Consider the following 13381-nt stretch of genomic DNA (forward strand, 5'->3'; position numbering starts at 1 on the left):
CTTTTCCGGGGCCTGCTTTGATTTTTCATCTACATGGCCGCAGGCAGATGCCATTGGGCAGCAGGCGCAGTTCATGTCGTGCACCGGCTCGCCGCCATGCTTTTCTGTAATGCAGTTGGCAATCGCGATGAGCAGACCAAAAATCAGGAAGCCGCCGGGAGGCAACAGGAAGATGATGATGCCGGGATACATGGAAGGCATGACCTGCATACCGAAGAATGTACCGGAACCGATAATCTCACGGATTGTGCCCATGACCAGCAGGGTCAGCGTAAAGCCGCAGCCCATGCCTAAGCCATCCATAATGCTTGGCAGCACCTTATGCTTATTTGCAAAGCCTTCGGCACGGCCCAGAATAATGCAGTTGACAACAATCAAAGGCAGATAAATGCCCAGCGTGTCTTTCAGCGCAGGGGAGTAGGCCTCAATCAACATCTGCACAACCGAAACAAAGCCTGCAATGATAACAATGTAGCAGGGAATACGAACCTTGTCTGGAATGACGTGGCGCAGTGCAGAAATAACGGCGTTTGAGCACACCAGAACGAATGTAGTGGCAATGCCCATGCCAATGGAGTTGCTGGCAGCGGTAGAAAGCGCCAGCGTAGAGCAGCAGCCGAGCACCAGGCGCAGCACAGGGTTTTCTTTGATTAGGCCTTTGGAAAATTCATGCCAGAGGCTTGTTTTCTGTTCAGCCATCCTCAGGCGCCTCCTTTCACAGCGTTATAGGTGGAGACAGCATCATTTACAGCAGTTGTAACAGCCTTACTCGTAATGGTCGCACCAGTCAGTGCGGCAACCTGTCCGTCGCCGGCTTTGCCGTTTTTAACAACTGTAAAGGAACCGCTCTTGGGGATACTCTGTTTGTACTGAGCACGAAAGCTGTCTTTCTTTGCGTTCAGGCCCAGACCAGGGGTATCACTGGTTTTCAGCAGGTTCACACCGGTTACTTTGCCGTCAGAGCTGATACCGGTCATTACCTTGATATCGCCGCCATAACTGGTGGTAGTGGTTGTGAAAACATAACCAACTGTTTTGCCGTCTTTTGTGCCGACAACAAAGGTTTTTCCGTTGGCGGTCTTTGTAGCAAAAGCGCTGGCTGCCGGCAGCACCTGCTGCTGGCTGGCAGTTTCGTTTGCTTTATTGATTTCTACAATCTTTGATTTTGTTATTTGGTTTGTCAGGGCCAATGCCAAAGTAACAATTAGGCAGATAAGAAACAGGACGATAATCGGCTTTGCAATGCCTTTAGATTCTTTCTTCTCACTCATTGCCGTACCGCCTCCTTCTTTTTCTTTTCCTCTTTCGGTTTGCCGAAAGCACGGGGATGCGTACCGCGTTCAATCAGCGGGGTAATGATGTTCATAATAATAATAGAATAAGAAACACCTTCTGGCAGAGAGCCAAACCGACGAATCAGCATGGTCAGGCAGCCACAGCCAATGGCATAAATAATCTGGCCTTTAAAGGTGATAGGGCTGGTGGTGTAGTCGGTCGCCATAAAGATAGCGCCCAGCAGCAGGCCGCCGCAGAGCAGGTCCATAAGCACGTCGCGGCCCATCAGCAGAGAGAGCAGGCAGGCGGTGCCTATGTATACCAGCGGAATGGTCGGGGCAATGACTTTGCGTGCCAGCAGATAAACGAAACCAATAATCAGTGCCAGTGCGCAGGTCTCGCCCAGGCAGCCACCGCGGTAGCCTAAGAAGAGCTGCAGATAATTTGCACTGTAATGGCCGGTTTCTTTAAGAATGCCCAGCGGGGTTGCAGAAGTTGCCGCATCTGCTGTCATCGGCTTTGGCCAAGAGGCCATCGCGCCCGGGAAAGCATTCATCACAAAGATACGCGCCATCAGTGCCGGGTTAACGAAGTTTTGCCCAATGCCGCCGAATGCCTGCTTGACGACAACGATTGCAATGAAGTCGCCAAACATCAGCATCAGCGGGTTTAATGTAGAAGGCACGTTCATTGCCAGCAGAATGCCGGTTACCACGGCGGATAAATCGCCAATGGTGTTGTCGCGTTTCATAATTCTGCGGCAGATATATTCACACAGCACACAGGTAACAACAGAAATCACCATCAGGCACAGTGCGCGCCAACCGAATATGACTACGGCGGCAATCATAGCCGGCACCAGTGCAATGATGACGTCGCGCATAATGTGCTGCGTGCTTTCTCTTGTGTGCAGGTGCGGGGAAGAAGATACAGTCAGTTTCTCCATTATTTTTTAGCACCTCCTGCTTTTACGAGCCCTTTGCCCAGGCGGATAGCCTGTACCAGCGGCCGCCCGGCGGGGCAATTATAAGCACAGGTGCCGCATTCCATACAGTCCATAACGTCAAATTTCTGCAGCGCTTCCACGTCGCGTGCTTTGACGTATTCTTCCAGTCTGGTGGGCATCAGGTGCATAGGGCAGCCCTGTACACACCGGCCGCAGCGGATACATGCGCTGGGCTCCGGAATATGAGACTCTTCTTCGCTTAAGAAGAGCAGGCCGTTGTTCTGTTTCTGTACAGGGGCGTCAAAAGTAGGCGCAGCCATACCCATCATAGGGCCGCCAATCAAAAGCTTTGCCGGCTCTGTTTTCATGCCGACAAAATTCATGATATCGCGGATGTAGGTGCCAATCGGCACAATCACGTTTTTGGGGTCCTTTACAGCGCCGCCGTCAACGGTCAAGCGCTTTTTCACCAGCGGCATGCCGGTTTTCAGGTAAGCGGCAAGCGTTGCAACACTGGTGACGTTCATGACAATGCAGCCGGCATCAGCCGGCAGCTTGCCCATGGGCACTGTACGGTCGGTGCAGGCCTTGATCAGCACTTTTTCAGCGCCCTGCGGGTAGGTTGCCTTCAGCGGCAGCACACCGACACTGTGGTCGCTGTTTCGGCTGTCGGCAGCCAGCAGACCGTTCAGCTTCTCAATCACCTGCGGCTTGTTCTTTTCCACGGCGATAATCGCGCGGGAAAGCTTCAGCATTTTCTTTACCGTAAAGACACCATCCAGCACATTTGCGGAATCTTCCAGTGCTTCACGGTTGTCGGCGGTCAGGTAAGGTTCGCACTCGGCTACGTTGATAATCAGCGTATCCACTGTTTTTCCTTCCGGCACATTCAGCTTGACATGCGTCGGGAAGCCGGCGCCGCCCAAACCGACCAGACCAGAGTCGTGCACGGCCTGCAGAAAGCTCTTCAGGTCGGTTACTTCTGGTGCTTTCAGGTCCGGACAGGGCTCCATTTTTCCGTCGGACTCTATGATGACTGCGTCACCATAGCCGCCGCTGCTCAGCTGAATCTTTTTGACAGCTTTTACCTTACCGGAAACGCTTGCGTGGATCGGCGCACTGACAAAGGCCTTGCTGTCCCCAATTTTTTGGCCTACCGTCACTAAGTCGCCGGGCTTTACCAGCGGAGTGCAGGGCGCACCCACATGCATCTGCATGGGGATAGCAACTTCTGCAGGGGCTGGCATAACCACAGATTCGATCTGCGCGGTATGCTTCCGATGGGGAACGGCGGCACCGCCGTGCGTTCGGAATGGCTTTTTTGGAAAGCTCAATTCCATACTTTTCCCTCCAATACTACATCACTTGCATCTATATCCACTATCTGAAAACAGATAGGAATACACAATTTAAATAATCTCACAAATTGAAACACTTGTAAATGATTTTTCCCGCTGTTTTTCGAAAAAAAGATAAAAAACAGGAAAAGAAACGAAAAGTTTGTCCTCATGGGCGAAAGCGCTCTAAAAGAGGGGAGACTGTGCGCAGCACTAAGCCGGTCACAATCCCGGCTGCAATACCAAAAATCAGAAGCCACGGTGCATAGTAACCAACCGCCGGTGTTGTCAGTAAAACAGCGACGCCCAGCTGTGCCATGTTGTGTGTCAGCGCGCCCGCTACGCCCAGGCCGAGCATGCCAAAAGGCTTTTTCTGCGGGCGCAGCAGAAGCCACATCACAAAGGTGCTTGCAAGGCCGCCGGCGGTACTCATAAAGAAAGCAACCGCGCCCTGCATGCAGCCGGTAAATAAACCTTTTAATAACGCGATGCACAGCGCGGGCAGCAGCCCGACCGTACCCGCGGCGTACATGGTAACAATGTTGGAAAGGCCCAGCTTGGCCCCTGGCGGCAGCATGGGCAGTGGGGGAATCATTGCCTCCAGTGCAGAAAGCACCAGTGCCAAAGCCCCCAGCATGCCGATAAAGGCGACCCGCCGTGTTGTTGTGGAAATACGAAGTTTATCACGCATAAGATTCAGCCAGTGGTGCCGTCCACCTCACTTTTTGCGCCGGTCAGGCGTACACTAACTTTTGCAGGCAGGCACACAGCCGCCTGCCCGGGTTTTGTCAGCTTGCCCGTGCGCACGCATACCTGATCGGGACAGTCAGAATGGGAAAACGAAATTTTTCCCGGTTCCAGCAGCAGCCGAATATGATAGCTGCCGCCGATATTGACTGTCTGTGTCTTTGTCTGCTGAGAAAGATTATAGGTATGGGTAATCTTTCCGTTTTCCTCTACCACGGCGGTCACTGTTTGTGCAGATGCGTGAAAGCTGTTCCACAGCAGCAGGCCCGCCGCAAGCAGCAGCACCGGCAGAATAATCAACAGATCTTTTTTATGAAAAAGTTTTCTCATAAGCGTTATTTAGCCAGCCGGTAACTGGATGTGTTTGTCAGCTGGAAAGAATCTTTCAAGCCGGAAGAAACCGTTACATTTCCGGCTGTATCGATGTATATGGTTTCAGCACCGTAGGATTTTGCCAGAGCGGTGCCTTTGTCTTTGCCCAAAACATAGCATGCAGTGGAAAGCGCGTCACTTAAAGCGCCGTTTTTGCAGACAACTGTTACAGAAACCAGCCCGTTGTTTTGCGGCATGCCGGTTTTGGGGTTGAGCAGGTGGTGGTACGTCTTGCCATTCGCTGTAAATTCTTTTTCATATGTACCAGAAGTAGATACAAACTGACCGCCCTGCAGCGCAATGGTTCCCACGCTGCCAGTGTCGCTGTCGCTGGTCTTTGGGTCACGCACGGCGACGCTCCAGCCGGAGTTATCCGGCTTGTTGCCATACAGACCAATGCTGCCGCCTACAGCGACCACTGCGGCAGTGATGTTCTTTTTACTGTAGGCTTCCAGTACTTTGTCACACGCGGCGCCTTTGCCCACTGCACCTAGATCCACTCCATTATAGTGCATTTTTAAAGAAGCAGTATTATCAGAAGTGTTGAGGCGCAGATTTTGGTAGCCGACATGAGAAAGCGCATTTTTCAGTTCCGCGGCGGTTGGTACATGTTTTTTGCCGTCAAAATCCCACAAAGAGGTGAGCGGCAGCACCGTGGGGTCAAAGGCACCATCGGTTTGCTGAGCAAGCTTCTGCGACATCTGCAGCAGGGAAATTGTGTAGCTGTCTAGCGTTTTCCACACTGTGCCGGAAGCATCGTTCAGGTTTGCAATATCGCTGTCCTGCACCCGCCATGAAATTTTGTCTTCCAGTGAAGTGACCGCCTGCGAGCCGGCGCTTGCGGCGGATTGTGCCTCTTTGCCGTAAACCGTTTGCTGTATGTAGGTACCCATGGCATAAGAAGTGCTGCTGTAGCTTTGCGCACGGTAGCCAAAGCGTGCCCATACGACAGCCAGAATAACAATCACTGCACCCAGCACACAGCACAGAACAATTGTGATTTTTTTATGTTTTGTGAGATTTGGCATGTATTTTACCTTATCCTTTTTCAAAATGACGGGCAGACGACAAAAAAGGGCACACAACTGCGCCCTCTTTGCCGCTGTGCAGAACAAAACAAAAAGTAATTTCATAATGCATGAAATATACATGAAATTTTGGTTGGACCACATAAAAAAGATACATCGATATTATAACACAACTTTGTAAATTGTCCAGTAGCCTGCAAAAGGCAGAAACTGTGTTTTTTTAGCAGGGAAGGCAATACCCGCCATTCCATTTCCCTGCAGATTGTGATATACTAAATACTCTTATAATTGTATACGAATATATATCTTATCAGCTATCAGCCCGAAAGGAGCAAAAGCCCTATGGCCCCAGCCCTAAAAAAAGTGAAGCAGTACCTTGCCAGCTACGGTTTGGCAGACCGCGTCTGTGAGTTCGCAGAGAGCAGCGCAACTGTTGAGCAGGCTGCACATGTTTTGCAGACAGAGCCCGCACGCATTGCAAAGACTATTTCTCTGAGAAGAGAAGCGGGATGCGTGCTTGTCGTCACCAGCGGCGACACAAAAATTGATAATGCAAAGTACAAAAAAACATTTTCACAGCGGCCTAAAATGCTTTCTGTTGCCGAGGTAGAGCCACTTACAGGCTACCGCATCGGCGGCGTTTGCCCGTTTTGCTGTGCGGAAAATGCACGCGTTTACTTAGATGTTTCTCTGCGCCGCTTCGATACGGTTTACCCTGCGGCGGGCACTGCAAACTCAGCCGTCAGGCTTTCCTGTGAAGAACTGGAAGAGGCAAGCGGCGCGGCCGGGTGGGTCGATGTCTGCCGGCCGGCCGTAAAGCCGGCGGAGGCGCAGCCATGAGAATGCGTGCAAAACCGTGGGCTGGTCCGGAACTGGACGCCTGCCCCTTTTTTCTGCGCGGTCCGCAGCGCATGAAAAATCAATGGCTGGGGTGGTTTACGCGCCGGCAGCCGCTGCACGTAGAGCTCGGCTGCGGCAAAGGCTGGTTTTTAGCGGGGCTTGGCCCGCAGCATCCAGAAATCAATTATCTTGGCATTGACATGAAGGATGCGGTCCTGGCGCCCGGCAAGCGGATGATTGAGGCAACCTATGGTGAAAAGCCAATCGACAATCTCGCCCTGACTGCCTACGATATTTCCCGCCTGCCGGACATGATGGGAGACAAGGACCGCATTTCGCGCCTTTACATTAATTTTTGCAATCCGTGGCCGAAGCCGCGCCATCACAAGCGCCGCCTTACGCATTCGCGGCAGCTGGCGCTTTACCGCCCCCTGCTGGAGCCAGGCGCGGAGCTTTGGTTTAAAACCGATGATGAGCCGCTGTTTCAGGCCACTCTGCAGTATCTGCAGGAGTCTGGCTTTGCTGTTTTGCAGCAGACACAGGACCTGCACGCGGACAAATCCGCTTTTGGCAGCGAGATGTATGTGATGACTGAACACGAAAAGATGTTTACAGAGCGCGGTATTCCTATTAAGGCGCTGCGGGCACGCATGCTTCCACAGGAAAAAACCGCAAATTTATAAAATCTCTTTGTACTCTGTTTTTTCTTGGCAGGGAAAGAGCCGGTACAGGCTGTAATGCCTGTACCGGCTCTTTCTTTACGGGGATCATGCGGTGGGCAGATGGGCTGTCTGCCATCGCGAAAAAGGAGAAAGCTTAATCAATGGAGATCTGTGTGCTGGCTGGTTGCGATGCGCGCTTTTTCGGCATTGTCAGAGTCAGAATGCCATTTTCAAGCTTTGCACTGATTTTGCCGGCATCTATTTCGGAAATATCAAACGAGCGGCTCAAATTGTTCATCGGGCGTTCCCGGCGGATAAAGTGTTCGCTCTGGTTTTGGGCATCTTCTTTATGTTCGGCATCAATGGTCAGGCAGTCTTTTTCAACGCTGATCTTGATTTCCTCTTTGCTGAAGCCCGGCAATTCGGCCTGGGCAATGTAAGTATCGCCGGTGTCGCAGATATCGGTGCGGCAGGGGGCAACGTTGTTTTTCTTGCCGCGGAAAAAGTCATCATCAAAGCGGTTGTATAAATCAAAAGGTGCTAAATCAAACATCATAAAACCCTCCAGTAGCTGCTGCCTGAGGCTTGCGGCCCGGCGCATCTTTTTAATATTTTTATTTGTCTTGGGGCTGTTTCCCTTTGACAAATACTATCATATGCAGCATCTGTGAAGATTTATGGGATGAAATATGAACAAAATGTAAATATTAGCAGTCATTATGATAGAGTGCTAATATTTAAAATACTTGCTCTTCATTTCTCCCTATACTATAATTGATTTAAAGAAAAACGAATGAAAACGTGCAGATTTTTTCTGCTGCCATACGGTCTGTGGGCCGCATGGAAAAAGGAGGAGTTGCAAAGTTATGGAACCAATCGAGCTGCTGCAGGCCGCAAAGCGTGTGCGGGGCAATGCCTATACACCGTATTCGGATTTTCGCGTGGGAGCAGCGCTGCTGACAAAGGATGGGCGCGTGTTCCTTGGCGCAAATGTCGAAAATAGTTCGCTGGGGGTAACAATCTGCGCCGAGCGCTCTGCTTTTGTTTCGGCAATCAGCAGCGGTGCACGCAGCTTTCAGGCAATTGCCGTAGTTGGCGCGCGCGGCGGTAAAGAGCCGTCACAGCCGTGCCCGCCGTGTGGCATCTGCCTGCAGTTTATGTCAGAGTTTTGTGAGCCGGAGTTTCCTATATATTTGGCGGATGGCAACGGCGGTGTACACTGCAGCCAGCTGAAAGAATTTCTGCCGCATGCGTTTTCAAATGACCGTATGCACGCCTGATACAGTAAAACCAACACAAAAAAGGCTGCAGCATCTTTTTGGAGATGCTGCAGCCTTTTCAATTCTGTATTTTTTTAGATTCTTATCAATCAGGTCCGCTCAGCTGTGCCGGGTTCGGCAGGGGAAAGCACATGACGCTTTTTCTGTGGATGCAAGGGCACTTCGGTCAGCACAACGGCGATAAAAATGAGGACAAAGCCAAAAATATTCTGTGTTGTCAGCCGTTCCCCCAGTAGCAGAACGCCGCCGATACAGCCGAAAACGCTTTCCAGCGACATCAGCAGCGAGGCCTTACCTGTCGCCAGGTTCTTTTGGCAGGCGGTCTGCAGGCCCATGCCAATGCAGGTGCTAAAAACCATCAGATAAATTATGCCGATGGAGGATTGACGGTTAAAGACTGGCAGCGGTTCTGTAAAGCAGGCCAGCAAAAATCCGAGTATGCTGCATACAGCAAACTGAATCGTGTTAATTGCCATCGGGTCACAGTCTTCCATAAATAGGCCGGTGAAGGTGATATGAATGGCATACAGCAGCCCACAGACAAGGGTCAGCTCCTCACCAAGGCCAAGGCCGAAGCGGCTGCTGTCAAGCGACAGCAGACCAATGCCTGCAAGACACAAAAAAGCGGCGGCAATGTTTGAAGCTTCTGGCTTTATACGGCGAATGGCACCATATAGAAAGGGAACGATAACCACATAAACCGCTGTCAGAAAAGCATTTTTTCCAGCGGTCGTATACTTTACGCCAATGCTCTGCGTCAGATAAGCCAGAAACAGAATTGAGCCGAGTAGTGCTCCGCCCAGCAGTGTCCTACGGCTTACGCTTTTCAGCCTTTTGCGAAACAGCAGAAGCATCAGCAACGCAGCGCCGCCAAAGCGAATGCCGATTTGCCACGAGGGCGCGATGAAGCGGTTGGTGTCCTTTACCACCGCAAAAGCCATGCCCCATAAAAATGCTGCCAATACCAGTCCCAGTTCACTCAGGCGGGTGCGCCGTACTTCTTTCAAAATGTAGATCCCCCTCAAAATACGCCGCAGCCGATACAGAAAATTGCCAAACCGCGGGGTGGAAAATGCAAACAAAAACAGTATAGCACAGGGTATACCTGCCGCGCAATGACAGAACGGAAAAATGAAATAATATACAGATCTGCAGAATATTCGGGACTTTCCTGTTTTCAGAAACAGGCTTGTGTGTTATAATATGTAAGATTATAAAATTGAATTTCATTTCAGAGCTTAGAATTTTAATAGGAGATGACTCGCTTTTATGAACCAAATTGAGCAGAATACTCTGCGCGACGGCATCCATTTCAGAAGCGTCTGTGATACTAAATTCAAGACTTTCCGTATTTCCGTCAATTTTTTTATGCCGCTCAAACAAAAAACAGCTGCAGCCAATGCGCTGCTGCCGTATATGCTGAGCCGCTGCTCCAGTGAATATCCGGATTACACAGCGATGAGTAAAAAGATGGCATCGCTTTACGGCGCATCTTTAAGTGCAGATGTCGGCAAAGTCGGCAATACACAGGTCCTCACCGTTTTGGCAGGCGGCATTGCCAGCCGCTATACGCTGCAGGGGGAAGATACCGCCGGGGAGCTGACTCGTGTTTTGTGTGGCGCGCTGTTTTCTCCGGTATTGGAAAACGGTCTGTTCCGGGAGGAAGACTTCCGCCAGGAGCAGCGGCAGACACTGGAGCAGATTGATGCTGAGTACAGCGATAAGCGCCTTTTTGCGCTGAAGCGCTGCATGGAAACAATGTGTGCAGGTGAAGCTTTCGGTATAGATCGTTACGGTACCCGTGATGAGGTGCAGGCTTTGACCCGTGAAAAGGTGACGCAGGCGTGGAAAGATATGCTTGCGACAGCACGGGTGGAAATTGCAGTACTGGGCGATATCGATGCGGCGCCTGTTGCCAAAGCGTTTGAAAAAGCCTTTGGAGCCATAGAGCGCCACTATGAATCGCTGCCACTGCCGAAATCAGCGCCCTGCCGCAGCAAAGTGCTGCGTGCGGCCGACCATCAGGCGGTTGCACAGGGGAAAATGGTTCTTGGCATGCGCACGGGGATTGCACAGTTTCAGAAGCCGGAAATGGTTCCGGCAATGCGCTTGATGAGTGCTGTTTTCGGCGGTACACCGAGCAGCCGGCTTTTCCTGATTGTGCGGGAACAGATGAGCCTTTGCTATTACTGCAGTGCTGCCTACAACGCGACCAATGGGCTGATGTTTGTACAGAGCGGCGTGGAGTTTGACAATATGCAGAAAGCAGAGGCAGCCGTGCTTGAGCAGCTGAAAGCTGTGCAGCAGGGTGACTTTACCGACGAAGACTTTGAGGCCGCAAAGCTTGCTTTGGTCGACAGTTATCACACTGTGGAGGATTCTCTATCTGCGCTGGAGGGCTGGTACCTTACACAGACCTTTGCGCCGAAGGTCTATTCACCGGAAGAATATGCGGCGCTGATTGGTGCCGTCAGCCGTGAAGAAGTCGTGCAGGCTGCAGAGGGCGTGTGTCTGGATACCGTCTACTGCCTGAAAGGACAGGAGGATAAAAAGCAGTGAGTTCTTTACAGGAAAGAAAGATTGACCGGGTGGGCGAGTCTTACTTTGAAACACGCCATTCTTCTGGTCTGAAAATATTCATATATCCTAAGCCGCAGAGTCACTCTGCCTATGCCGTCTTTGGTACAAATTACGGCTCGATTGATAATGCTTTCCGCCGCGCCGATGAGCAGGAAGTAACCCGCGTGCCAAACGGCATTGCACATTTTCTCGAACACAAAATGTTTGAAAATGAAGATGGTGTAGATACCTTTGCGCGCTATGCAAAGACCGGCGCCAATGCCAACGCCTACACGACCTTTGACAAGACCTGCTATCTGTTTTCCTGCAGCGGCCATGTGTATGATTCCCTGCAGATCTTGCTTGACTTTGTGCAGAAACCGTATTTTACAAAGCAGACTGTACAGAAAGAGCAGGGCATTATCGGGCAGGAAATCCGCATGTATGACGATGACCCCAGTTGGCAGGTCCTTTTCAACATGCTTGGAGGCATGTATCACACCCATCCGGTGAAACTGGATATTGCCGGCAGTACCGACAGTATCGCTAAAATTACGCCGGAGCTGCTATACGAGTGCCACCATACTTTTTATAATTTGAACAATATGGCCCTGTGCGTTGTCGGCAATGTCGAGCCGGACAAAGTGCTGGCTGTGTGTGATAAAATGCTGCGTCCCTGTGAAAAAGTGCAGGTGCAGCGCTATTTTGACCCAGAGCCGCAGTCTATTGTAAAGCCGCGCGTCTGTGCAAAAGGCAGCGTTGCCACGCCGGTTTTCTATTATGGCTTTAAAGAAGATGCCGCTGTGCGCGCAACTACACGTGAAGCAGCCCAGACGGAAATCCTTCTGCAGGCGATAAGTGGAGACGCTTCCGCGCTGTTCCGCCGTCTGTTGGATGCAGGCCTTATCAATGAATCCAGCTTTGACAGCGAATACTTTGAAGGCCCCGGCTATGCCAATGTGCTTTTCAGCGGTGAATCCAAAGATGCGGATGCGGTCGCCGCAGAGATTCAAAAGGAAATTGCGTCCGTGCGAAAGAATGGACTGAGCAGCGAGCAGTTTGAAAACGCGAAAAAATCCGTGTACGGCCGCACCGTTTCCGGCTTTAACAGTGTAGAGAATCTTGCAAACGGCATCATCGGCGCGTACTTTGCCGGCCGTTCTCTTGCAGAGGACGTGGAAGCAATCGCTTCCGTTACAGAGGCAGAGGCAGAGCAGCGCCTGCAAAAGCAAATGCTGCCGCAAAACGCCGTCCTTTCCATTGTTGAACCCTGAAAAACCGCCGCTGCAGCCGACAACCGGCACAGCGGCCCGAAGAGAGAGTGGAAAAGCAAATGTATCATGTTTCATTTCCCGGTTTGGGAATCCATTTTGAAATAAACCGAATTGCTTTCAGCATCGGTTCTTTCCATGTCTATTGGTACGGAATTTTAATCGCCGCAGGCTTTTTGCTGGCGGTCATCTATGCCATGAAGAGCGCAGGCAAGTTTGGTCTGGACCCTGACAAGCTGATGAATTGCATTTTGGTGGGGATTATCTGCGGCATTGTGGGCGCGCGTGCTTACTATGTCATCTTTTACCCCGGGGATTTGTATATAAAAAATCCTTCAGAGATTTTCAGCATTCATGACGGCGGCTTGGCAATTTACGGCGGCGTTATCGGCGGCCTGCTGGGCGGCGGTATTACAGCAAAAATCTGCAAACAAAAGATTTCGTCTGTGCTGGATATCGCCTCCCTGGGCTTTTTAATTGGCCAAAGCATTGGCCGCTGGGGCAACTTTATCAATCAAGAAGCTTTCGGCGTACAGACCAGCCTGCCCTGGGGCATGGCCAGCGAAAATACCGGCTTTGTGCCGGTGCACCCATGCTTCTTTTATGAATCTGCATGGTGCCTGCTGGGCTTCATTCTGCTGCACTTCTTCAGCCGCAGACTGCGCCACTATGACGGACAGGTCTTTCTGCTCTACCTTTTGTGGTACGGTATTGAGCGCTTCTTTGTCGAGGGTCTGCGTACCGACAGCCTGCTGCTGCCGGGGCTTGCGCTGCGGGTTTCTCAGGTGCTTGCCGGCGTGCTGGTGATTTTCAGCATTGTCATGCTCATTGTCCTGCGCCGCCGTACGGTTTTAAGTGGAGCGGGCAGCCCCCGTATTATGACACTCAACTCCATTGTCGATGAGGTGCCTGAAGAGCTGATTACAGACGACAGGCAGGCACAGCTGACAAGCGGTGCCCAGCCCGAAAAAGATGCGGCAGAGCTGGAGAATACACCTGCCCCCAAAGAGGCAGAACCTGCCGTAGAGGACAACAAAGACAAAACAAAAAAAGAATAAACAGTT

Annotated in this window: 14 protein-coding genes and 1 pseudogene; 6 read left to right on the top strand and 9 right to left on the bottom strand. The window is 51.3% G+C overall.

Annotation, left to right across the window (positions count from 1 at the left end; translation table 11 throughout):
• Window positions 1-99: 99 nt before the first annotated feature.
• From LKE53_03640 to LKE53_03670, 7 genes and pseudogenes are all read right to left on the bottom strand, one after another.
• Window positions 100-699, bottom strand: a pseudogene (locus LKE53_03640) (electron transport complex subunit E).
• Window positions 700-701: 2 nt separating this feature from the next.
• Complete coding sequence (locus LKE53_03645; protein ID MCH3971853.1) at window positions 702-1271, bottom strand: RnfABCDGE type electron transport complex subunit G; 570 nt, start codon at window positions 1269-1271, stop codon at window positions 702-704.
• Complete coding sequence (locus tag LKE53_03650; GenBank protein MCH3971854.1) at window positions 1268-2221, bottom strand: RnfABCDGE type electron transport complex subunit D; 954 nt, start codon at window positions 2219-2221, stop codon at window positions 1268-1270. Before LKE53_03650 ends, LKE53_03645 begins: the two co-directional genes overlap by 4 nt.
• Window positions 2221-3561 carry an electron transport complex subunit RsxC gene (rsxC, locus tag LKE53_03655; GenBank protein MCH3971855.1) on the bottom strand — a complete coding sequence of 447 codons (1341 nt, stop codon included), beginning with the start codon at window positions 3559-3561 and terminating at the stop codon, window positions 2221-2223. Before rsxC ends, LKE53_03650 begins: the two co-directional genes overlap by 1 nt.
• 166 nt (window positions 3562-3727) lie before the next feature.
• Entirely contained in the window at window positions 3728-4249 is a 522-nt protein-coding gene (locus tag LKE53_03660; protein MCH3971856.1) for a Gx transporter family protein, read from the bottom strand.
• 5 nt (window positions 4250-4254) lie between these two features.
• A complete protein-coding gene (locus LKE53_03665) occupies window positions 4255-4635 on the bottom strand; it encodes a NusG domain II-containing protein (GenBank protein ID MCH3971857.1) in 381 nt (126 codons plus the stop codon).
• Between the two features lie 5 nt (window positions 4636-4640).
• Entirely contained in the window at window positions 4641-5705 is a 1065-nt protein-coding gene (locus LKE53_03670) for an FAD:protein FMN transferase (protein MCH3971858.1), read from the bottom strand.
• 342 nt (window positions 5706-6047) lie between these two features.
• Here LKE53_03670 and LKE53_03675 point away from each other — a divergent pair, with 342 nt between their 5' ends.
• The gene (locus LKE53_03675; protein MCH3971859.1) at window positions 6048-6545 is read left to right on the top strand and encodes a YbaK/EbsC family protein; all 498 of its coding nucleotides are present in this window, start codon (window positions 6048-6050) and stop codon (window positions 6543-6545) included.
• The gene (gene trmB, locus LKE53_03680; GenBank protein MCH3971860.1) at window positions 6542-7228 is read left to right on the top strand and encodes a tRNA (guanosine(46)-N7)-methyltransferase TrmB; all 687 of its coding nucleotides are present in this window, start codon (window positions 6542-6544) and stop codon (window positions 7226-7228) included. Before LKE53_03675 ends, trmB begins: the two co-directional genes overlap by 4 nt.
• A 133-nt stretch (window positions 7229-7361) precedes the next feature.
• Here trmB and LKE53_03685 read toward each other — a convergent pair whose 3' ends face one another.
• Window positions 7362-7763 (bottom strand): Hsp20/alpha crystallin family protein, encoded by a 402-nt coding sequence (locus tag LKE53_03685; GenBank protein MCH3971861.1) that lies wholly within the window; start codon window positions 7761-7763, stop codon window positions 7362-7364.
• Between the two features lie 310 nt (window positions 7764-8073).
• Here LKE53_03685 and cdd point away from each other — a divergent pair, with 310 nt between their 5' ends.
• Window positions 8074-8487, top strand: a complete 414-nt coding sequence (gene cdd, locus LKE53_03690; protein MCH3971862.1) for a cytidine deaminase — start codon at window positions 8074-8076, stop codon at window positions 8485-8487.
• An 89-nt stretch (window positions 8488-8576) separates the two neighbouring features.
• Here cdd and LKE53_03695 read toward each other — a convergent pair whose 3' ends face one another.
• Complete coding sequence (locus tag LKE53_03695; protein ID MCH3971863.1) at window positions 8577-9494, bottom strand: DMT family transporter; 918 nt, start codon at window positions 9492-9494, stop codon at window positions 8577-8579.
• Window positions 9495-9756: 262 nt separating this feature from the next.
• On the opposite strand from LKE53_03695, the gene LKE53_03700 reads away from it, so the two are divergent.
• Genes LKE53_03700 through lgt form a run of 3 tightly spaced genes read left to right on the top strand, consistent with a single transcriptional unit; the run spans window position 9757 to window position 13375 of the window.
• Complete coding sequence (locus LKE53_03700; protein ID MCH3971864.1) at window positions 9757-11046, top strand: insulinase family protein; 1290 nt, start codon at window positions 9757-9759, stop codon at window positions 11044-11046.
• The gene (locus LKE53_03705; protein ID MCH3971865.1) at window positions 11043-12320 is read left to right on the top strand and encodes an insulinase family protein; all 1278 of its coding nucleotides are present in this window, start codon (window positions 11043-11045) and stop codon (window positions 12318-12320) included. Before LKE53_03700 ends, LKE53_03705 begins: the two co-directional genes overlap by 4 nt.
• A 59-nt stretch (window positions 12321-12379) precedes the next feature.
• Window positions 12380-13375: a prolipoprotein diacylglyceryl transferase gene (gene lgt / locus LKE53_03710; protein ID MCH3971866.1), complete on the top strand. Its 996-nt coding sequence runs from the start codon at window positions 12380-12382 to the stop codon at window positions 13373-13375.
• Window positions 13376-13381 lie beyond the last annotated feature (6 nt).

The sequence above is a fragment of the Oscillospiraceae bacterium genome, assembly GCA_022483045.1.
Classification (GTDB): Bacteria; Bacillota; Clostridia; order Oscillospirales; family Acutalibacteraceae; genus Caproicibacterium.